The sequence below is a fragment of the Portibacter marinus genome (assembly GCF_021533195.1).
Taxonomy (GTDB): Bacteria; Bacteroidota; Bacteroidia; order Chitinophagales; family Saprospiraceae; genus Portibacter; species Portibacter marinus.
Genome location: NZ_JAJNKB010000003.1, coordinates 790817 through 812843 on the forward strand (window position 1 = coordinate 790817; position 22027 = coordinate 812843).

Here is a 22027-nt window from a genome sequence, read left to right on the forward strand (position 1 = left end):
TATGAGGTATACATTCTATGCTATGTTGCTTTTTAGCCAACTTTCATTTGCTCAATTTACAGGAGGTCCTAATGATGGTTCTTCTTCTATAGGGCTACAAATAAATGATGCATTCTATGTGGGTGGTTATAGTGATGGTTCTGCTTCAGTAGGTATTCAAACTGAAGGTAGTTTTTTCGTGGGAGGAATTCACGATGGTTTTGCTTCTGCAAATTTTGCGATCGGAGATGACTTTTATATAGGCGGTTCTAATGATGGTGTGGCTACTGTGTCTTGGATAGATACGAAGGGATATTTTATGGGTGGTTCTAATGATGGTTTTGCAATTGATGCGACGATCATCAGTGGTGGTCATTATCTAGGAGGTAGTGGAGATGGTTTTTTTAGTCTTACGTTATTGAATACTTCACCATTCGTCTGGAGTGGTGCAGACGATAGGAATTGGAACAATAGCTACAATTGGAAGTATCGGATTATCCCGAATTCAGCAAGAGGAGTATTAATTCCTGCTTTAGCTGCTAATATGCCCTTGGTTACAAGTGGTGTCTTAGCAATAGGTGAAAGTGTCAATGGTGAATATTTAGGAAGATCTCTAATGATCGAAGATGGTGCTTCCCTTACCATAGGGATCAATGGTAGTTTTATGAACTACGGTACTACAATTATTGAAGGAATGTTTTTCCATAGGAACAATGTGGCAAATTCATTCCAGAATTTTAATCAGATTACTATCAAAACTGGTGGAAATCTTATCCTTCAAAACGAGTAATTACGGTAATCTCACTAGGTAAATATCAAGACTTTATGCTATGAACAAGTGCTATAAATTATGAAACATCTAAAACTTATAACACTCTCCATTTTACTAGCTACAAGTGTTTTCTCCCAAGAGAACACAGCCCTGCTTTGCGCTGATGGTATCGATAACGATGGCGATGGATTTGCCGATTGTGAAGACTTAGAATGCATCCAGCTCGGTGATAATGGCTGCGCAACTTGCTTTAATGACGCAATGTCCTTTGCAGATACTGTTATCTTTTATCAAAACACATGCGAGAATAATACACAAACCGACTCACTCAAGGCCATAGGGGTTAGCGATCATTCTAGTAGTAACATCGGGTATGTCTCACTGGGAGATGAAGGAGTGTTGATCTTACAATTTAAGGACAATGTATTGATTAACTCAGGAAATGCAGACCCAGATCTCTGGATCTTTGAGGTGGGCACTCTAGTAGAAGCCACTGACATAGAGCTACATCCTCTGACAGAGAGTTCGGAGAGCATTCTCATCAATGAGGGTATTCCAGATAATGATGGAGATGGTTATTACGAATTTGGCCAGGTTGCAGGAGCAACTGCATCCATAGATATTGATGCTAATTTAACATTAACATATGCTGCGGGTAGCTTACTATTTGATGCGGTGAAGTTAATCGATGTCCCAGGCGATTGTTCCACTAACACACCAGGAGCAGATATCGATGCAGTTTGTGCCCTCTCATCTCTATCACCTTCCCCTAGAGAAGAATTTGCAGAAGAGTGCGCAGATGGTATAGATAATGATGGAGATGGATTTATAGATTGTGAGGATACTAGCTGCCAGTCACTTCCTAATTCAGGATGTACCATTTGTAAGGATAACGGGACTTCTTTTGCAGATGAAGTGAGAAACTATTCGAATACGTGTCCGTCGAACTTATATACGAACAGTGCTTTTGCCTTAGGCGTGAGTGACTATTCTGAGAATGTCGCATCTTTTGTATCATTAGGAGAAGGTGGCTCTATTGAACTTGATTTCACAAATAATAAGTTGACAAATTCAGGAAATTCAGACGCCGATCTTTGGGTGTTCGAAGTAGGACCGCTGGTTGAATCTACTAGTGTAGCACTACTTCCATTGGATCAAGCAACTATAAACATCTTGGAAAATGAAGGATTGTTAGATTCGAATGGTGATGGCTACTATGAAATCGACACCATTCAAGGATCAACACGTTCAGTGGACATAGATCAATTCCTTGGAAATTTTTATGCTGGGGGTACGCTTGTTTTTGAGAGTGTGCAACTCACCGATGTACCAGAGGATTGCGGAAATGAAGAATCACCAGGAGCAGATATAGATGCGGTATGTGCGTTATTTAGCATTCAGACATTACCTGTAGAGCTTTCCAGGTTTTCAGTTAGGCTTAGAGGCGAAAATGAAGCCATTCTCTCTTGGAAGACAGTACAAGAAGTAGACAATAGTCATTTCGACGTGGAAAGATCAGTGGATGCTAGAAATTTTTCGAGAATTGGTCAAATTGATGGTTTAGGAACAAGTTCAAGCGGAAAATCTAATCAATTTCTGGATAGAGAACTTTCACCAGGATCTTATTACTACAGAATCAGACAAGTGGATTATTCAGGTCAATACCAGTTCAGTGATTTGGTGACAATAAATGTAGGGGAGCGTCTTAAAATATTTCCAAATCCAACTACAGAGTACATCTATATTGAAGGACTTTCAGATGCAAGTGTAGTAAAGCTTTTTAATCGTCAAGGGAAGTTATTGGTTTCTCACATAGATAAAAAGCATATTAACATGAGAACCTTTCCCTCAGGAATCTATCATGTCCAAGTTATTTCACGAAATAAAATTACAGTTCAAAAAATCGCGAAGTACTGATGAAGTTTAAACTGAAACATCATTTAAGCTCATAATAAAAAGCAGGAGCCTAAAGATATATGACCTTGACTACAACAACATTGACAAAAAATATCAAATGAGAAATATTGAAAAACAAAGTTTGCTGATAACTCTTCTTTTCTTCTGTATTATAAATACAAATTTTGCGATTTCCTGGACAGGAAATGGTCTAAATAATGATTGGTACAATGAAGCCAACTGGGATCTTTCGAGAGTACCCAATGAGAATGACATCGTAACGATTAATGGTGTTTATAATTACACCATTATCATTAGAAATACGGTAGAAGCAAAATGCAAGCAACTACGAATTTTCGGAACGCTAGATGGAATTACCATCGAACCTAAAGGTAGCTTGATTATTGATGGTCAGTTAGAGATGGGTAATGACCTTTTGTTTATTCCTGATGGCACATTATTTCGAAATGAGGGATTGCTTGAAATCAAAAATTTGAATTCGCAGACAGAGCAGGAGGCTATTGATATACAAGGATCTTTTGTAAACTCATCGAATGCGATCTGCAGGATAACCGACCTTGTGCTTAATTCGAGCAACTTTGCGACCAATACTAGCGAAGCTATAAGGATTCGATTAGGTGCCCAATTCATCAATTCTGGAACTTTAGAAATGGACCGGATAACTGGAACAGCAATTGTAAATCAAGGTGAATTTTACAATCAGACCACAGGTAAGCTTTATTTAAGAGATGAAATACAGCTCGCGGGCATCATTATAGAAAGTCCATCGTCCACATCCTATTTTTACAATTTTGGTGAAATAGATGCGAGCATAGAATATCCTACATCTAATAATATACTTTTTATCAATCAGAATTCAATCGCAAACAATAGTGGCATCATTCGAATTTCTGGTGGCTTACAGCGATCAAAGTCCATTACAATTTTAGGTGAATTCGAAAATCAGAGTAGTGGTAGCATCATCATCACCCTGGCTAATGGCATACAAGTTGGAAATTCTAGTACTCCTGGTTCATTTAATAACTACGGTACTGTAAACTTAGAGGGAGATGAAAGTTTAAGCGGAACTGGACTTTCTCTTCGATTCGCCGGTTTCTTAAGAAATTATTACAAATTAAGCGTGACGGGTTATCAGACTGGAATGGGTACGAATCCAAGTGCTAACTTTTATAACTATGATCAGGGAATTTGTGTTATTACAGATGCTAATCTAAGCGGTATTAATAACTCAGGGGATATTTTCAACTATGGACTTATAACTGTTAAAGATTGCGGGAATGAAAGCTTTAGAAATCTTAATAGAACCTCTAACTATGAAACAGGTGTTATCACCATTACAAATGCAGATGGTATAGGGCTGAGAAACCTTAAAGCTGGTGCAGAAAGCCCTGATGCCGTTTTCGAAAATGAAGGGAGGCTAAACATCTCCTTAGCGTCCGGAGATATCGCTATTTACAATTGGGGAGATTCCCAGTTTTACTGTGATGGCATTATAAATATCACATCAGATGGAGCCAATATATCCAATATTCTGCCAGCCACATTCAACTTAAGAGGTCAGGTCAACCTTCAAAACGGTACTTTAATAAGTTCGGGGTATTTTAATTTAGAACCCACCAGTAATACAATAGAAATAGATGGAAATCTAGAATTAAAAAAGCCCGGAACTTACTCAACGTTTCTTAATGCTTTGCACGTAACAGGTGACCTTAAAAGCTTCGGTACTATACATGTTGCTTTTGGCAATACAATACCAATAGCTGAAGACTATGATCTGATCATCCATGAAGGGAACAGGTCTGGATTTTTTGAATCGGTGAATGCAAATATAACCTTGACAAATCATCGAATAAGTTATGCTGATCCTAATAGAGTAAAATTTGCGTACTCGCCTTGTGGTACTTCATCTAGAATAAATGAATATGATGGACTCTCCGGCAATTGGTCGGATGGGAGTAAATGGAGTTTAGGTCGACCACCTTTACCATGTGAAGAAGTGGTACTTGCAGGAATTGATATAGGGAATCGGCCTGAGATCGTTTTTGATGTTAACAGTGCAGCAATTTCTAAACTAACGATAAATGGGAATTGCGAATTGACGATTCCATCGGGAAACGAGTTAAGAATAAATAGAGATTATAATATTGATAATGGCGCTACTGCACTTTTTATATTCCCGGGAGGCATTTTAAATAATCAAGGTGCTCTTCAGCTCCGAGATGTGCAGAGCGACGATTTTATACGGAACATAGGAACAATTAATAATGAAGGTCTCCTACATATCGACCGAGGACAAGAAGTAGGAATTCGAGGAATTTGGAACGAGGGGCAATTTGTTAATTCGACGGATGCTATTTTAAGAATTTATAACCTAGAAGGTTCTTCCGGGGTAGGTGTTAACGCAATCACTAATTCGGGGACTTTCACTGAAAATGGTATTTCGGATTTAGGCAATACCTTTAGCAATTTACAAAGTGCTACCCTCTTAGGTGGAGGCGATATCTTTACGCCTACTTTGAAAAATTCTGGAATTATTAATCCCGGAGATTCTATAGGCTCACTTACTATAACTGGAGCGTTAGATTTAGCTTCCACTTCCAGGCTACTTTTCAATATTAAAGGAGCTGAAGGCACTAATAGTCTATTAGGACATGACTTGATGACTGCAACTTTTCTTTCACAAATAGACGGTAGTATAGAAGTGCTGTTAGATGAAAACTATACCCCACCTGCTAACACCTCATATCAACTGATAAGTTTTCAGTCTGGAAGTACAAATAATTTTTCTAGCACCGCACTTCCAGTTCCTGTGCATGACTGGTCGATTGCGAAACAGGATAATGACTATTACCTCATTCTAGACCCTCTGTGCTTTACCTCTGACGTGAACTGGATCGGTCTCGCAGGTGACGGAGACTGGAGCAATAGCAAGAACTGGGATATTTCCGGTACACCACTAGAATGTCATGATGTACATTTCGATCCTCAGGAGGATGCCGTGATTAGTAGTGGTTCTCAGGTCAATGTTGCCTCGCTAAATGTTACAGCTGCCCTAATTACCATAGAGCCTAATGCAGAGATGAACTTTTATGAGGCGTGGCCATCTAAAGTTTCGATTGACATTAAGGAAGGTACACTTCTTAACAATGGCGAAATCAACTTTATGCCTTTGAATCAGACTGAAGAGGTCTCTATTTCACTAGATACCAAATCAAAATTAGTGAACAATGGAATGATATCGGTAAAAAAGTAGCAATTACATATAATACATTGACCTAAACAAAAAAGAATCACAAATCTATGCCTAGTAACATGTTAAGAAAACTGATTTTATTATCATTAATTATTTTACTTTTCGCATCTGTAAATGCCCAAAATGTAGGAATAGGAACGACTAGTCCTGATGAAAAACTAACGGTAGTAGGCACAGTAAAAGCTACTACCAATTCTAATGGCAATTCTCCTCAATTAAATATCCACGAAGCAGACTCTGAATTCGGTAGGATTATGTTTACAAACGACGCCAGTAGTCAGAATTTCACTTTAGCAGGGAATCCTCATCCTGATTCTTCATTAGCAAGATTCCACATCTTTAAAAGTAATTTTGGAAACATAGGCTCCTTCACTGGACATGGAAGGTTTGGAGTGAATACTTCTAATCCTGGTGCCACTTTTCAGTTGAACTCGTTACCTGATACAGACCCCTTAAATCTTCGAAATCAGGGACAGACTAAATTACGAATATTTGATAATAATGCTATGGTATTTGGATCTAGTTGGTCTTCTCCTATACCAGATGTTATTAGGATGGAGACTCCTAATGTCTTTATTGGCTTTGATGAAAACCATTTACCTGAAGACAGACTGGAAGTGGATGGCAATATCAAAATTACAGGTGGAATTACTGCGGGTAACACTAGCGGTTCACCCGGACAAATCCTTACCACTAATACTAATGGGAATATTTCATGGGCTGACCCTTGTAAATACAATCGATTTCTCAGCTTTTCCATAGCTGGCATTTCCACGTGGAAGGTTCCAGTAGGCGTCACTGAGATTATGGTCGAAATATGGGGTGCAGGTGGAGGAGGAGCCTTAGGTGGTGGCGGTGGATCCGGAGGGTATGCAAAGGCTGTTTTCTCTGTCACAGAAGGGGACGTAATGAATATAGCTACTGGTGCAGGTGGCTCAGGAGTGAGCAGTGGAGCTACGCAAAGTGCCTCACCTGGTGGGAATACTATCATTAGTGGTCCTAGTGTTTATGCGGCAGCGAGTGGAGGTGGTGGTGCAACCGCTATGACATTCGGAGAGAGAGGTATTTATGCCGTGGATCCCCCATTTCTAAGTGCTTCTGTCCTTCCAGGAAGTAATGGTTATGCCAATGTTACCATTCCTATTTATTCAGGCGTTAGTAAAGAAACGATGGGCAATGGAGGTAATTCTCCAAATTCATCACCAAATGGAGGTAAAGGTGATGTGGTCATCCTACAAGGGACATCTATGACCCATAATCAGGGTAGCAACGGTCTATCTCCTGGAGGAGGCGGTGGAGGTGGAAACCAATTCAGCAACAATGGTGGAGATGGGCTGGTGGTAATAAGATGGAATGAGTATTGATATGCGACAAATTTTACAAATATTGACCTAAAGGTAAAATCCTCCTGAGCTTACTCGACCTACTTTTGATTTATTCAATTATCAAAAATTTACTAAATGAAAAATATTAAAATACTTCTGGGATTATCAATAATCATAATTGCAGCTTTGATGAGTTTTTCCTTCCTCTCTAATCCGAATGCTACTAAGGATAACAATGAAAAAATCGCACACGGAAAATACCTGGTAATGACCTACGGATGCGCCCACTGCCATACTCCCAAAAGAATGACGGATCACGGACCAGTTAAAGACGAGACTCTATGGCTCTCCGGTCATAATTCGAAAGCTCCCATGCCTAAGATGAGCCCTGATATCGTTGCTCTAGGACTGATAGCTAGCAATATGGATCATACCGCTCGCTTAGGGCCATGGGGTATTTCCTACAGTGCTAATATTACCTCTGATGATACAGGAATCGGGTTGTGGACGCTGGATCACTTTAAGAGATCCATGCGAGAAGGGAAGCATAAGGGCTTAGAAAACTCCAGGATGGTCATGCCGCCTATGCCCTGGAGGGATTATGTCCATATGACCGATGAAGATGTGGAGAGTCTCTACGCCTATCTTCAGTCTACGAAGCCTGTTAAGAATGTGGTACCTGCTTTTATTCCCTTGGATAAGCTATAAAACGAGAATGCAGAAGTTCGTCGCGTCCCCTTAAAATCATCGAAATGGCAACTTCACTAGTTACGAATGAACATAGACTAATTCTCTATTAAAAGATGTATCAATACTTATTAGTTTGCTGTAGAAATATTACGAACTATGAAGTATTTTCTAGCAATGCTATCCATATCGATCTCTGTAAGCCTTTTCTGCCAGGATAAAGTGGGAATTAATACGCTCACTCCCTAAGCAACACTAGAAATTAGAGGTACTGATAACAACCTTGCCGGTGGAGAATTACTTATCGCAACTCCAGAAAGCAATTATTTCATACGTTTCTTCGGTGGTAGAAATCTGGATAGAAATCCTTTCTTGCTCTTCTCAGCTCTGTATACATTCAGGATTTCTAGCAGCTTTTCCGACTTTTCGAAATTTCCGGATCACTTTAAAGTGACTCCTGACGGATATGTGGGAGTGGGCGCTTCTACTTTACTCAGAAGCTGGAAGTATACGGCAAGGTGAAAATCGCAAATGATAGTCGATCTCCTGAAATGGGGACGATAAGATATGACCAGAATACTAAGCGGTTCGAAGGGTTCGATGGTTCAGATTGGATTCTCTTCGGCAATAATAATTATTTACTATACGATAACTTAGGTGGCCAGTTCGCTAATAGGAATGTAATTAATGACTTAGGCACTACGATCGTTATCCCTGAAGATGGCACTTATATTCTCTCTATTTCCGTACATATGAAACCTTTTCAGGAAGCGACCTATGACATTACAGATCCTGAAATTAGATACGATTGCGAGGGGGTATTAGACATCATCGTTAACGATGTATGGGAACAAAGGCTTACCAAGGTAAGGCAGAATATCGATCGATTCAGTGATCAGGTTAGTATTGCATTTGTGCCTGGTTCCAGGGCATTGTAGAAAAGCTTTACCTTCGAAGCAGGAGATGTCATTACACTCGAATACATTATGAGGTCAGTCCTTTAGGACCGATATCATTCACTTCGGATTATTTCGTATTCATCGATGAATTCTATCTTGTGAAAGTAAGGAAGGTCACCGAAATTTGTTATTCATCCACTTTCTCGCAGGTTTTTCTACAAGGTTATAGGTCAATGTGGCAGTGATAATGGTCACCAGCAGAAAGATACTCACCTCTATCCAGTTATTCAATAGTGTATCTTCTAGGGGAAAAGACTTTGTTCCTTTCATCATGCAAATCCAATTATAACATAGAAAAATCATCATGTGGCATAGATATATAGAATAAGATATATCTCCCAGAAAAGTAAATACTTGACTATTTAGCACCTTCTTCACAGAGCCTTCCATATAGGCTGAGTTCAAAATTAATACTCCGAATAAGAGCACTGCGAAAGGATCGAGGAGCTGATTCATTGACCAAAATAAAAATAAAAATAACCATACCCCCACGAATATCCATCCACTCTTCAGCCATCTCATTCCTATCCTATTCCTATATAACTGGTACGCTGAAACACCGATCAGAAAGCCACCCAAGCCTCTGAGCAAAGCTGATCCAGTAATGACATCTATGCTATTCTTTGAGTGTCCAGCGAGTGCCTGCGGAGGTAATCCTCGCTCAGCGTAGATAGTTGCAATATGATTAGGCTCGAAAATATAGGCGACAATAAATAATAATGTAAGCCCTGTAATCGCCCAGAGCCAGATTCCATGATGCTTTATTTTATGCTGAATGAGAATGATGATAGGGAATAGTAAGTATAGAAACCATTCCACGCTGATCGACCAGGAAACCGTGTTCCATGTTGCTTCTAGATGACTTCCCCATGCATGAGTAAGTGTAAGCACGAAAGGTATGGCCGTGTAATCAGTGATCATATCGAATACACCCGGAACCTGTGACATATCCACGGAGTTTCGCAGCGCCACGCCTACGATCAGTACGATTAGAAAGGTGAAGAGATGCAGCGGGTATAATCGTGCGAAACGAGCAGACATAAATTTTAGAAATTTACGCGACGATATCCTTTGCGCGAACCACGACTCATAGACATGACACATAATGAAACCGCTTAGAACGAAGAATAAATCTACCATCAGATACAATTTCGAGAACATGGTATTTCCTGGAGGTAGCAAGGGGCTCATGATCAAGTGATAGTGGAAGAGTGCAACAAGAATTGCGGCGATGCCTCTTAATGGGGTCAGGCTATGAATATGTGGAACGGGTTTCATGATTATTCAGTCTTTGTTGTGATTGGTCCTGCTACTTTACTTGGAAGGATGCCGAAATGCTTTTTGAAAGATTTTGTAAAGTACGGAAGACTAGAATACCCAACAGAATAGGCAATTTCCGACACGTTACCAGCTCGCTTTTGTAACATTCTCTTAGCCTCGTTTAATCGCATTTCTACGATTAGTTGGTTCGGGGACTTATTAATAATGGCCTTTAACTTTCGATGGAGTTGAGATCTACTGAAATTAACTTCTTGAGCGACATCATCGATAGAAAGTTGCTCGTTGTCTAGGTTTTTCTGTACTATTTCGAATACATTTTTTAAAAACTCGTCATCTGCAGATTTGAGATCAATATTTTTAAGTATCGACGTATCAAGGTCCTTCAACTTTGCCCACAGTTTCCTGCGAGCATCAATCAGATTTTTTATCCGGACCATCAATTCCTCCTGATCAAAAGGTTTCGTGAGATAGGCGTCTGCTCCTTGGTAAAGACCATCCATTTTGTTCTCTTGACCTGCCTTAGCTGTGAGTAGAATAATAGGGATATGTGAAGTTTTCGAATTATTCTTTAAGTCATGACACAATGCAAACCCGTCCTTTTTCGGCATCATAACATCGCTTATGATAATATCGGGAATGTGCTGAATGGCTTTGGTTTCTCCTTCTTCTCCATTGACCGCCTCTATCACTTTGTAATTTTCTGAAACGATATCTCTTAAAAAATGACATAAGTCTTCATTATCTTCTACGAGCAATACGGATGGTTGCGAATCTTCTTCTAATAAAATCGGTATTGATTCGGGCTCCTGTCCGAATTGGGGATTAGAAGTGTATAAGGTCACATTTTCATTTAGAATAGTTACATTCTTGGGGAGAAGATGCAACGCACAAGGGATCTTAACCTTGAAACTTGTCCCAGAGCCCAAAACACTGTTCACATGAATAAAGCCGTTGTGCAGCTCTACCAGTTCTTTAACCAAGGCCAGACCGATTCCTGAGCCTTTCTGTTCGGTTCCTTCTGCTCTGTAAAAGCGATCGAAAATTTTAGAGGTTTCACTTGATGAAATTCCTTTTCCAGTGTCTTTAACTTCCAAAGTAAAATAGTCTCGAGCTACGGATATATTTATAGAAACAGTTCCATTTTCAGGCGTGTATTTTATCGCGTTCGAAATGAGGTTGGTGATGATTTTTTCCAACTTATCTCTGTCAAAGAATACTTCTTCGATCTCTTCTCCACCAGTGATATTGAGGTGAATCTGCTTTCTTGCCGCCATATTCTCAAAACCATTGATAATGGAATGAGAAAAGGACTGAAGCCGCCCTTTTTCGAGTTTTAACTTTAAATGGGTGCCTTCTAGCTTAGATAAATCAAGCAATTGATCAACCAGGTTTTGAAGGCGCTTGGCGTTCTTTGTTATGATATCGTAAGATCTTTTCTTCAGGTTGATGTATTCTTGCGAATTATTCTCGTTCTTGCTTTTCGCTTGTTCCAGCGGACCCAAAATCAAGGATATCGGCGTTCTAAACTCGTGGCTTACGTTAGAAAAGAACTTCGTCTTTAGATTATCAAGGTCTTTAATTCTGTCCGCCTCTGCCTTCGCTTTCTCTGCGTCTACCATTCTTGACGTCTGTTCAGATGCCAATTGTTGCTGGCGAAAAGCCAGTAGAAAGGAAATAGCAATCATTAGTATGAATGTGCCGAAGTTAAAAGGAAGGAAGTTGAGTTGAATGATCCCTAAACCCCAGAGCGCACCAAGTAGGTGAAATCCAATGCCAAAAAATGAACCAATGCCAAAATATCGTGCAAGACGATCATTTTTAAATATTAAAACAGCTGAGAAAATCATACCCATGGAAGCTAAGACAGCCATCATTTTCATGTTGAAGATTACGCTCCCAAATTCTACATTGAACTTGTGGAACGCCATAAATCCGGCAACAATTAATTGAAGAAGAAAGAGGGTGAGATAGGCCATAAGAAACCTGTCCAGAAGGGGAAATTTTTCCTTTGAACGAACAAAGCTTTTACCAAAAAGCCAGAAGAAAAAAAGATTGGAAGTGGAGTTTATGATCCAGAATGTGAATCTCCATCTGATTAAATTAGAGGTTAATGGATCACTGTAATTGAGATCAAGAAGAAAGAAGTTCATCGAGATTACAAAAAGCCAAATGGAGTAAGTTAGGTAGACTCGATCTTTTAGAAAAAAGAAGAGTGCTAAGTGATATATGAGAAGGACGATTGCCGCACCTCCTAATAGAGTTTGATTACCAATGGTGGGATTTCTGAGTGGGTGATAATGAGTAAAACCTTCTTTTCGTAAGGTGACATTAAAAAAAGGATATACTGCCGCCTGGTTTTCTTCTACTCGCAGATATAGATCGACCGTTTTATTTACAGGTATGTCGAATTTGAATTTGTGCAGGTACCATTCCTTCGGAAATTCCTTTTCTTTATTTAAAACATTGGTCCCTGACATCTTGTGAAAGAGCAGCTGATCGTCAGAATAAGCATACAGGTCAACACGCCCATTTCCTCTTCCCCATGCGCCAGCATAGAAAAGGCGATCTTCGAGGTTTAGTATCCAGTCCGTGAGTGTATCCTTAGCCATGACCTGAAGTCGTCCCCAATAAACCGGGCTTGTTTCTAAAGAAGGGGCAATAACATAAGGAAGGTCAAATTCCAGCTCTGATCTCTTAAGCGGCTTCCAGGAGAGTGTGGTATCTTTGATTACTTCTTCAATATCTAGCTTGCCTTCTGGATCCGGAAGAATTTTAATGTGTTGGTCTAAAGTGTGAACTGGGTACTGAGTAAGAATGTGATAGGTGCTGTCGACTTGGGCTGAATAGGGTGCACTCTTTAGTGCAAATAAAATAAACACTAATAATGGAGCTTTCAACCCTTTGCTAGATCCCATGTATATGTTCCTATTCATGCATTTAAATTAGCATTTATTATTGACAGAGCGTCTACTCTAAAAAGCTAAAACAATCAATATGATGTATTAAAAGTAAGATGGATTTGAAAGTGAGATTTACACTTTTATTGCAAATGGTTGTAAATTAATTGCATTGCGATAGGAGTTCGGACTTTAAGTCAGAGATCTCGGGTTCAAACCCGAAGTTTGAATGTCTAGGGATAAATCTTATGGTTTTGTCTTCAAATCCCAGCTTTTGACATCTCGAGATAAATCCCAAGCTCCTGTTTTTATAAGAAAATCGAGCTCGTGTCCGGTTCGCGAACGACTTCACTCTTCTTTCAGGAAGCGCTCGAAGAAGTCAACTGTACTTTCATAAGCTCTTAACCAGCTATCATAGCTTAAATATCGATGCACTTCATCCGGAAAAACAAGTACCTCATTGTGCACGCCCAGCTTGTTAAGTTTATTTTTTAGGTCAATGGATTGTCCGAACATCTTATTCCGATCGTCATCTCCAGTGATGAATAATACAGGCGAAGTCCGATATTGCTGCTCTGAAATCGTTGAAGAGCGATAAGGCACATCCATCCACTCTTCATTTATACACCATCCACCTCCTAGGCTAAAATCTCTACCACTCCAGGCCCAGTCGTAAACACTATGAAAATCAACTCCAGCCTTAATCAAATCAGAATTTTAGCAAGTCCCATCGCAGTCAGATATCCGCTATAAGATCCACCCCACAGTCCTATCCTTTCAGGATTTAACTCCGACTAGATCTGTAAATACTTACCCGCAGCTACAATGTCCTTATACTCAGAGGCACCTCTCGGTCCTTGATCTTCTGCCTTACGAAAATCTCTACCATCCCCTATACCGTCCCGGAAATTCACAAAAAGGCATTTGCATAATATCCACTATAGTGATAGCCTAACAACACTGGCGGATATGGCCTCCGTGCATAAATATGAACGCTGGCATATCTCCACCATTATTTAATTTGGGTCTAAACAAATGGCCGTGAATTGTCAAGCCATCTAATGACTCAAAGGTCACTGCTTCCGGACGAATAAAGTGTTCTTGGGGAGAGGACTCCGAGAGCTGAACCAGGTTGTTTTTTTTGATCTCCTTTTTGAATTACTGCAGCAGTAGATTGACTATATTTTCCTTCTCTTTAGGCGATATGCTTATCAATCAAAGCTTTGACTTCAGTTTCCTGTAAAGGAAATTTTTCGATAGGAGACTTGATGGTGTTCCAGGTGTTGATTAAGTCTGAAAAAGTGGTCATTTCACTTTTAATCCAATGATAAGCATTTGAGCGTTTACATTTAGTCATTTGCTTGAAAATCTCCTTTTCGATATCAATATCGAGGAAAATTATTGAAAATTAAGCTTGATAACTTACAATCTATTTGTACGTTTGAAAGCACTCACAGAAGTTCCAAAACTTAAGGTGTGCACACTCCCAGCTAAATGATAGGTATTGAATCCATAATCTACTCGCCACTTTTTTGCCTTAATCCCGAAACCTCCACTGAAGCCCGCAATTGATATAAAATCCTGCAATCCCAATTCCCTTCTTCGAAAGTGGTTGTATCCAACACGTAGCCTTAGGGGACCTCCCTTACCAATCAAAAACTCCCCATTTAAAACGAGATGGCGGAAAAAATTGTCCAGACCTACTGCAAAACTATTGCTAAACAAGCGATTATCTTCCAAATTCGGATCGTCATAACTAATGTTCCATCTATGAAGATGGTGTGCAATTACCGAAAATCGTAAGGGTAAGTGATCTAGTTGTTTACTAAACCCAGCAACCACATCAAAGGGAAATGGCTCTCTCACTTCATCATAAGGTGAAAATTGTGTGCCCAGATTACGAATCACAAAACCAGCTGAAAACCGTTTTTCCTCCACTCTGTACATTCCTCCGATATCCAGTGCAGCCCCTGACGAACGATAGGCTTCCAGACCGGAAAACACGAATTTTAAATTGGTTCCGATCGAGTAATTTTCATTCAATTCTTTTGCCGCGCCAAGTATTAAGGACTGTTCTCCTGCCGAAAATTCCCCTGAAATCACGCCAAATTCATCTGCCAAGTCAAAATTTCCATAATCAATGTATTGAAGTCCCGCATGTAGGGTCAAACCATGATTTTCTAAATAATGTGCATAGTTGAAATAACCATTGACAATGTCTGTGAAATGAAAAGTTTGATTGAAATTAATGTGCGTGTGTGACTCAGAATTAAGCGCGGCTGGATTCAACAATGCCGCTACAGCATCGTCATCGTAAACACTAATTACATAGTCTCCAAGCGCTGAAATTCTTGCTGATGGTGCAAGGTTTAAAAACTCGTAAACGTTTCTTCCTCCTACCTGAGCTTGTCCGATATGAACCAACAAAACAAGAAAAAAGACTTGTAAACTAATCTTCATATTCTAATACTAAAGCTTTGTCACCTTCTTCAATGGTCCAGATAGTCTGACAGATGTACTCTCCTTGATATTTGCCGCATTCCATTTTTTTAACCAACTCGCCTTTCTCATTATAACTTTTAATCAGGCCAAATTCATTGTCGCCATCTTTGTATTGACCCTCCCACTTCACCTGGCCGTTCTTGAAATACTCTTTAAACGGACCATTCTCCTCATTGGCCATAAAAGTGACTTCTTCCATTAATTCTCCACTGTCGTAATATCGCTTGACCGTACCTTCCATCTTTCCGTCTACATACTGAGCTTCCAAATTGACTTGTCCATTTTTATAATAAGTCAAATACGGCCCTTCCATCCTGCCTTTCTTATAATTCTCCTCAATTTCTACCGCTCCATCCGGATAATAGATCTTTCGAATACCATGCAACTCACCATTCTTGTATTGGCTTTCTTCGAATACTGCACCCTGTTCATTGAAAGAAGTGTAAGTACCGAAGCGCAGGGAATCCTGATTTAAGTAAAATCTTTCCACTACATCACCCTTTGCATTCCGAATCTCTACTTCGTCCAGACGACGGCCGCAGGATTGAAGCATTAAAACCAACAATATAAAAGTCAGATATCTCATCCTATCAATTTTAAACGTATGTCTTGAGTTAAAACGTATTCACTTAACTGGTACGACTCATCGAAGTTCATCAAAAAAGGGCAATTACTCAACGCAATCACCCTTTATCACTTTATATTTAAGATCTAATCTGCTGAATTAGAAACCATATTTATACCTCCCATCTTCCACATCTGCATTCTTTCTAATGCCTTCTATCAGACCCTGAGCGACTCTGGTTCTGTTCTGGCGATTAGCACTACTTCTTAGAGAGGCAACATTGGTAGCACTTCCGGGCTCAGCAATAGCTATAGGCTTAACCATATAGACACCACTGTTACCAATCACAGGACCACCTACGCTATTTTCAGCCGTATTGAAGATGGTAGCTACCACCTTAGGTTCATTACCGATCGCCGGAATCAGAGTGCTGGACATGGTCACTGCAGCCAAAGTATCAACGGAAGTATTGTACTGAGATGCGATAGCCTGAAGATCTGTTCCGGAAATCTCACTCTTTATCTTTTCGCCTTTCTTTTTATTTCTGACCAATGGCATTAACTCATCTCTAACATTTTCAACTTTCTGCATGCCTTCAGGAACAATATCTTTTAATCCAACGATAACATACTGGTTTGTATAATAATCAATCGGATCGGTAAAACTGAAAAAATCAGGAGCCACATCCCCTTTTTCCGTAGAACCATCAAATGCCCATCTCACCATATCTCTGGAACTTTGGCTTGAAACCAAATTTCCAACCCTGTAGTCATTCTCATCTAATGCAGCTGATGTTCTCACAGTATAGCCATTCTCTTTGGCAGCTGCCAATGCATCATCCAATGTTCTGTAATCACTGAGAAAATCATTCACTACATCCAAAACACTGTCTTGTGTCTCTTGGCTAGGTGTAATTGTCGTATTAATGTAAGCCAGTCTGTATTTATCATCAGTGGTTCTGCGTATTACATCTGTAATTTCGATCAAAAATAACCCTTGAGGAGTCGTGGCTCTGTATAAACCTTCATTGTTTCCATCCAGAAATAGGATGTTATCCAAAACCGGAGGAAGCAAACCTTGCGTTACATAACCTAAGTCGCCGCCTTGCTGAGCAGAACCATCCTGGCTATTAACCATTGCCAATGAGTCAAATTGTGCCTCACCAGTCTCGATCAAATTTTCCAAACTGTCTAAAAAAGCAGATGCCGTCTCGACCAAGGTTGGATTTGTTGAAGCTGCCTGTCTGAAAATGACCCTCGCTTCTACTGAATCCGGAACCACTTGACGACCTACCAACTTGGCTGCTGTATATATACCGTTATCTAAAAATGGTCCATAGGTATCACCCACTTCCATCCGTTCTATGGTATCTTGCAGAGGCTCTGGCAGGTCCTCAATTGCATAATACAAACTAGGCATTCCACCTCCATTATTCACGGCATATATGGAATCCGTCGTGGTCGTTTTAAGTGTAGCTACTCTTTCCACCATGTCATTATAAACCTGGGCAGTATCCGTAGAAGTAGCTTCCACTGGAAATGAGATATACTCTAGTACTCGCGTTTCATCATCATTGGTATATTCGTAGGCTCTTTCATTCATGTACGCCTTAATATCAGCATCCGTAACTTCCACAGCATCATTTTCGACGGCATCAAATGGAATTCTGACATATGCCACTTGAGCTCTCTTGTTCTGCAACTGATTCTGCTGCTCTACCATCCACGAAGGAGTATATACTGCTTTAGATACCAGATTTCTTAATTTGTTTTGTAGTTGGTCAGCAATGACCTGATTTTCCTGTACACTCCAGAAAGCTCTGAATTCCGGGGTCAATCCTGTATTGGTATTGATTGCATTTTGGATTTGTGCCAATTGTTGTCTGTCAATCTGTCCAGTATTAGGATTATAAAAGCTTTGCTGGATGATCGGACTTAGGTTTTGACCAAACTGGAGGTCTCTCAGTTCTTCTTTAGGTACAGAAATTCCTAATTCCTCAGTTTCCTGCTCAGCAAGTGTTTTACCTACAAAGTATTCCCAAACACTTTCTCTTCTTTGATTAGCGTCTTGAGATTGTGCATTCTGAGACAAGACATTTTCAGTTCTTGAAAATTCCTGTGCATTGATATCTCTGCCATTGATCGATCCTATGGTTGGATTCATTACGTTTCCTCTATTAGCGGAGGTCATATCCATGATCACAAAGGCTGCAAGCGCTAGTCCCAGTACAATTAATACAAACCAGAAGTTTTGTCTTATTTTACCTATTAATGCCATCGGTTGTTATGTTATTTTTCGACTGCTCGTTAAAGCTTTTAGTTAGAAGTGATTCGCCATTTTTACTCGATCACTTAATTAATGATTATCAGGTACATGTCTGTGCTTTTGAAAAAGCTGTGCAAAGGTAACATTTTTTTGAATTATTGATAGATTTGTTGATATATATCGTCCAACCGCTCATAAAATTCCTCACCATACTTTCTGATCAATGCTTCTTTAGCAAATTGATAAACCGGAACTTTCAGTTCGTCCCCTAACTTGCAGGCTGCACTACAGATATCCCATTTATCATAGTTAATCAGCTCAATACCCGTATGTTGATCTTTTTTGACACGAATAGGGTAAAGGTGACAAGATACGGGTTTGCGAAAGGGTTGCTTTCCTTCGAAATACGTTTTTTCAATACCGCATTTGGCAATTCCCTTCTCGTCGGTTAGGAACACACACGCACCATCGGGGTGAATGGCAGTTCCATCGAATTTGTCCTTATCATATTTATGGTGGAATGTTTTTAGGTCAATGTATGCTTTAGAACGTTCCGGCAATGCTTCTTTAATTACATCTAGGTATTGCTCGATGGTATTTATTTCTGCACTTGTCAATGGTGCGCCAAAATCACCTTCCCAACAGCAAGCACCCTTGCACTTTTCAAGGTTGCAGACGAAGTTTTTGTCCACTACGTCGTCGCTGATTAACTTGTCGTCAATATTTATCATAGTTCTTTCGTGGTATTAGAAACGACTCTGGGGCGATCGGTAGTATGAGATGCTTAATGACTTTCTGGACTCATCCCTTTAAGAGCTAGCCTGCGCTGCTCAGCTGAGATGCAGCTCTTAAAGGGAATAGCTTAAAGCTAATTGCGAATAACGAGTACAGACTTGTCATCCCTTTAAGAGCTAGCCTGGGCTGCAGGGCTGAGCGGCAGCTCTTAAAGGGAATAGCGAAAAGCGAACCCACATATTACAATAATAAAAATATAGACCTCATACATGAATTTTATTTCTTAATCACTAATTTGGCAGCATGAAGAGAATACTAGCATTTATTGCTCTGGTTTTAGCTTTTTCAGGAGCTTTTGGACAGGAAAGTACAGTTCAAGAAGAGATGCAATTTTTTAGCAAAACATTGGCAATCGAAACAGAACAAAGAGCCCAGCTTTCAAAGATTTTGATCAGAAAACAAGCTCAACTTGATGAGATCGCTTCTATAGCACAAACCGATCAGGATTTGTACAGGGAAAAAAGAAGAAATATTCACATCGGAACTGAACATTCAATCAAGATGATGCTCGATGAAAACCAATTAAAACATTGGCATACCTACCAATCAAAATCCAGAAAGGCAAACGCAGAAAAGGTCACAGCATTAAAAAGAAGTAACGCAAGTATGCAAGATGTCCTGGATGCACAGATAGGAATTTATCATTAGTGTGAACATTTCATTATATTTTTCCTTCGAATAAAGTAGATCACTTATACAATATAACTATGGACCCATTAAAGAAGAAGTTTTTAGAAAAGTCACAGGAATTGATGCAGGAGCTGAAAACGCTCAGAAAAGAAAAAGGAGATGTAAAAGTTGGTGAAGTAAACCTGAAACAGGTACTCACCGGAATGAGGGGCGTGAAGAGTATGGTATGGGAAACTTCTCAGTTAGATGCTATGGAAGGTATACGTTTTCGAGGATACTCCATACCACAATTAAGAGAAAAATTGCCTTCCAGAAAAGGTGATAAACAGCCTTTACCTGAAGGCCTGTTTTGGTTAATGTTGGTAGATGAAATTCCTACGCAGGAAGATGTAGAATGGTTGAGCAACGAGTGGGATAAGAGATCTGAAGTTCCTGAGCATACTTTTGCAGCAATAGAAGCCTTGCCTAAAGATACGCACCCCATGACCCAGTTTACCATTGCGATTATGTCGATGCAAACGGAATCGGTATTTGCTCAGCGGTACGCAGAAGGCATGTCTAAAAATGATTATTGGGATGCCAGCTATGAGGATTCTATGAATCTGATCGCTAAACTTCCAAGAGTTGCTGCCTATATTTATAGAAGAAGTTTCCATGACGGCAATCATATCAAACCTGATCATTCTTTGGATTGGGCTGGAAATTATGCCCACATGTTGGGAATAGAAGGTGAAGATTTCAAGAGTTTGATGCGTCTTTATTTGACCATTCACGCAGATCATGAGGGAGGAAATGCATCAGCACACACCGTTCATTTGATCAATTCGACTTTGAGTGACGTTTATAATTCGTTTGCAGGAGGCATGAACTCATTGGCAGGGCCGTTACATGGACTGGCAAATCAGGAAGTCATTAAATTCATTTTTGAATTGATAGATGAATTGGGCACTTCGAAACCTTCAAAAGAACAACTGGCGGAATACGTACAGAAAACCCTGGATGAAGGAAAAGTAATTCCTGGTTACGGACATGCTGTTTTGCGTCAGCCGGACCCCAGATTTATGGCTCAAAAGACTTTTGCCGAAAATTATATCAAGGATTCAGACCACGTTCAGATCGTGTGGGATTTGTTTGATGTCGTACCGGATATTTTAAATAGTCTAGGTAAAGTTGCCAATCCATGGCCTAATGTAGATGCTCATTCAGGAGCCATTTTAGTACACTATGGTTTGGATGAATACCAATACTACACCGTATTGTTTGGTGTTTCCAGGGCACTTGGAGTTTTAGCAGCAACAACCTGGTCGAGAGCCTTAGGTTTTCCACTGGAAAGGCCTAAGTCTGTCACTTCTAAATGGATAAAAGAATTTGTAAATAACGATTAAGAATTAATACAATGAATATACCTGATGATTTAAAGTATTCGAAAGAACACGAATGGGTTAAGGTGGAAGGCAATATTGCTACCATAGGAATTACCGACTTTGCACAAGGCGAATTGGGAGATTTGGTTTACGTAGAAGTAGAGACTGTAGGAGAGGAGCTGGAAAAAGATGAAATATTCGGAACAGTTGAAGCTGTTAAAACAACATCTGACCTATTTATGCCAGTCAGTGGCAAGGTCATCGAGTTTAATGAAGAGATAGATGAAAACGAAGGAGACAATCCCTCGTTGATCAATGAAGATCCATATGGGAAAGGATGGGTCATTAAGGTGGAAATGAGCGATGAATCTGAGCTTGAAGATTTAATGGATGGAGAAGCCTACAGAGAATTAGTGGATTGACCATACACCAAAATCACACTTGATTACATCTTATCAATAAATGTTCTTTAAAAATTGGGAAAAAAGCTCTTTGCAGCGATTATATGGACTATCGCGATAGCTGTTTTATCTTTAATGCCAAGTTCCAGTGTTCCTTCTATTTCCTGGGGGTCGGGTTTGGCGCTCGATAAAATAGTTCACATATTAATATACGCCATATATACCATTTTGTTGGGTAGATACTTAAAGGAGGTCAAGCTGATAAAATGGAACGATTATGCTGTGGCAGTTGTTTTTTCAATACTTTTTGGATCATTAATGGAAGTAATGCAATATTATCTTTCACCGTCGAGATTTTTTGACATTCTAGATATTATTGCTAATATTATAGGCTCATTACTGGGTTTGATCATTTTAAAAATTAAATTTTAAGCA

General features: G+C 39.7%; 18 protein-coding genes. 10 read left to right on the forward strand and 8 right to left on the reverse strand.

The window, feature by feature from the left end; genetic code table 11:
- The first annotated feature begins 1 nt into the window (after position 1).
- From L2567_RS11010 to L2567_RS11035, 6 genes are all read left to right on the forward strand, one after another.
- Complete coding sequence (locus L2567_RS11010) at positions 2–769, forward strand: hypothetical protein (RefSeq protein WP_235297821.1); 768 nt, start codon at positions 2–4, stop codon at positions 767–769.
- A 60-nt stretch (positions 770–829) separates the two neighbouring features.
- Complete coding sequence (locus tag L2567_RS11015; protein WP_235297822.1) at positions 830–2668, forward strand: T9SS type A sorting domain-containing protein; 1839 nt, start codon at positions 830–832, stop codon at positions 2666–2668.
- Between the two features lie 97 nt (positions 2669–2765).
- A complete protein-coding gene (locus L2567_RS11020) occupies positions 2766–5921 on the forward strand; it encodes a hypothetical protein (protein WP_235297823.1) in 3156 nt (1051 codons plus the stop codon).
- Between the two features lie 47 nt (positions 5922–5968).
- A complete protein-coding gene (locus L2567_RS11025) occupies positions 5969–7285 on the forward strand; it encodes a glycine-rich domain-containing protein (protein WP_235297824.1) in 1317 nt (438 codons plus the stop codon).
- Between the two features lie 96 nt (positions 7286–7381).
- Positions 7382–7954, forward strand: coding sequence for a c-type cytochrome (locus L2567_RS11030; RefSeq protein ID WP_235297825.1), 573 nt, complete (start codon positions 7382–7384; stop codon positions 7952–7954).
- Positions 7955–8451: 497 nt separating this feature from the next.
- Entirely contained in the window at positions 8452–8871 is a 420-nt protein-coding gene (locus tag L2567_RS11035; RefSeq protein WP_235297826.1) for a hypothetical protein, read from the forward strand.
- Between the two features lie 135 nt (positions 8872–9006).
- Here the strand turns inward: L2567_RS11035 and L2567_RS11040 are convergent, their stop codons facing one another.
- From L2567_RS11040 to L2567_RS11075, 8 genes are all read right to left on the reverse strand, one after another.
- Positions 9007–10170, reverse strand: a complete 1164-nt coding sequence (locus L2567_RS11040) for an acyltransferase family protein (protein WP_235297827.1) — start codon at positions 10168–10170, stop codon at positions 9007–9009.
- 2 nt (positions 10171–10172) lie between these two features.
- The gene (locus tag L2567_RS11045; RefSeq protein ID WP_235297828.1) at positions 10173–13106 is read right to left on the reverse strand and encodes an ATP-binding protein; all 2934 of its coding nucleotides are present in this window, start codon (positions 13104–13106) and stop codon (positions 10173–10175) included.
- 312 nt (positions 13107–13418) lie between these two features.
- Positions 13419–13778, reverse strand: coding sequence for an alpha/beta hydrolase family protein (locus L2567_RS11050; protein WP_235297829.1), 360 nt, complete (start codon positions 13776–13778; stop codon positions 13419–13421).
- 487 nt (positions 13779–14265) lie between these two features.
- A complete protein-coding gene (locus tag L2567_RS11055) occupies positions 14266–14427 on the reverse strand; it encodes a hypothetical protein (RefSeq protein WP_235297830.1) in 162 nt (53 codons plus the stop codon).
- A 65-nt stretch (positions 14428–14492) separates the two neighbouring features.
- Positions 14493–15530, reverse strand: a complete 1038-nt coding sequence (porQ, locus tag L2567_RS11060) for a type IX secretion system protein PorQ (protein ID WP_235297831.1) — start codon at positions 15528–15530, stop codon at positions 14493–14495.
- Complete coding sequence (locus tag L2567_RS11065) at positions 15520–16158, reverse strand: toxin-antitoxin system YwqK family antitoxin (protein WP_235297832.1); 639 nt, start codon at positions 16156–16158, stop codon at positions 15520–15522. The genes porQ and L2567_RS11065 overlap by 11 nt, the downstream gene beginning before the upstream one ends.
- Before the next feature lie 138 nt (positions 16159–16296).
- Positions 16297–18414, reverse strand: coding sequence for a peptidylprolyl isomerase (locus tag L2567_RS11070; RefSeq protein WP_235297833.1), 2118 nt, complete (start codon positions 18412–18414; stop codon positions 16297–16299).
- 143 nt (positions 18415–18557) lie between these two features.
- Positions 18558–19133 (reverse strand): DUF3109 family protein, encoded by a 576-nt coding sequence (locus tag L2567_RS11075; RefSeq protein WP_235297834.1) that lies wholly within the window; start codon positions 19131–19133, stop codon positions 18558–18560.
- 307 nt (positions 19134–19440) lie between these two features.
- On the opposite strand from L2567_RS11075, the gene L2567_RS11080 reads away from it, so the two are divergent.
- From L2567_RS11080 to L2567_RS21315, 4 genes are all read left to right on the forward strand, one after another.
- Complete coding sequence (locus tag L2567_RS11080; protein WP_235297835.1) at positions 19441–19845, forward strand: hypothetical protein; 405 nt, start codon at positions 19441–19443, stop codon at positions 19843–19845.
- A 59-nt stretch (positions 19846–19904) separates the two neighbouring features.
- The gene (locus tag L2567_RS11085; RefSeq protein WP_235297836.1) at positions 19905–21212 is read left to right on the forward strand and encodes a citrate (Si)-synthase; all 1308 of its coding nucleotides are present in this window, start codon (positions 19905–19907) and stop codon (positions 21210–21212) included.
- An 11-nt stretch (positions 21213–21223) separates the two neighbouring features.
- The gene (gcvH, locus tag L2567_RS11090; protein WP_235297837.1) at positions 21224–21613 is read left to right on the forward strand and encodes a glycine cleavage system protein GcvH; all 390 of its coding nucleotides are present in this window, start codon (positions 21224–21226) and stop codon (positions 21611–21613) included.
- A gap of 114 nt (positions 21614–21727) precedes the next feature.
- Positions 21728–22024 carry a VanZ family protein gene (locus L2567_RS21315; RefSeq protein ID WP_406626683.1) on the forward strand — a complete coding sequence of 99 codons (297 nt, stop codon included), beginning with the start codon at positions 21728–21730 and terminating at the stop codon, positions 22022–22024.
- Positions 22025–22027 lie beyond the last annotated feature (3 nt).

What these genes read in the sequence shown, in the direction of transcription:
- L2567_RS11010 (WP_235297821.1), top strand. Translation starts at nt 2, where the DNA reads ATGAGGTATACATTCTATGCTATGTTGCTTTTTAGCCAACTTTCATTT.
- L2567_RS11065 (WP_235297832.1), bottom strand. Translation starts at nt 16,158, where the DNA reads ATGAGATATCTGACTTTTATATTGTTGGTTTTAATGCTTCAATCCTGC.
- L2567_RS11080 (WP_235297835.1), top strand. Translation starts at nt 19,441, where the DNA reads ATGAAGAGAATACTAGCATTTATTGCTCTGGTTTTAGCTTTTTCAGGA.
- L2567_RS11075 (WP_235297834.1), bottom strand. Translation starts at nt 19,133, where the DNA reads ATGATAAATATTGACGACAAGTTAATCAGCGACGACGTAGTGGACAAA.
- L2567_RS11030 (WP_235297825.1), top strand. Translation starts at nt 7,382, where the DNA reads ATGAAAAATATTAAAATACTTCTGGGATTATCAATAATCATAATTGCA.
- L2567_RS21315 (WP_406626683.1), top strand. Translation starts at nt 21,728, where the DNA reads ATGCCAAGTTCCAGTGTTCCTTCTATTTCCTGGGGGTCGGGTTTGGCG.
- L2567_RS11085 (WP_235297836.1), top strand. Translation starts at nt 19,905, where the DNA reads ATGGACCCATTAAAGAAGAAGTTTTTAGAAAAGTCACAGGAATTGATG.
- L2567_RS11045 (WP_235297828.1), bottom strand. Translation starts at nt 13,106, where the DNA reads ATGAATAGGAACATATACATGGGATCTAGCAAAGGGTTGAAAGCTCCA.
- L2567_RS11070 (WP_235297833.1), bottom strand. Translation starts at nt 18,414, where the DNA reads ATGGCATTAATAGGTAAAATAAGACAAAACTTCTGGTTTGTATTAATT.
- L2567_RS11040 (WP_235297827.1), bottom strand. Translation starts at nt 10,170, where the DNA reads ATGAAACCCGTTCCACATATTCATAGCCTGACCCCATTAAGAGGCATC.
- L2567_RS11015 (WP_235297822.1), top strand. Translation starts at nt 830, where the DNA reads ATGAAACATCTAAAACTTATAACACTCTCCATTTTACTAGCTACAAGT.
- porQ (WP_235297831.1), bottom strand. Translation starts at nt 15,530, where the DNA reads ATGAAGATTAGTTTACAAGTCTTTTTTCTTGTTTTGTTGGTTCATATC.
- L2567_RS11025 (WP_235297824.1), top strand. Translation starts at nt 5,969, where the DNA reads ATGCCTAGTAACATGTTAAGAAAACTGATTTTATTATCATTAATTATT.
- L2567_RS11055 (WP_235297830.1), bottom strand. Translation starts at nt 14,427, where the DNA reads ATGACTAAATGTAAACGCTCAAATGCTTATCATTGGATTAAAAGTGAA.
- gcvH (WP_235297837.1), top strand. Translation starts at nt 21,224, where the DNA reads ATGAATATACCTGATGATTTAAAGTATTCGAAAGAACACGAATGGGTT.
- L2567_RS11020 (WP_235297823.1), top strand. Translation starts at nt 2,766, where the DNA reads ATGAGAAATATTGAAAAACAAAGTTTGCTGATAACTCTTCTTTTCTTC.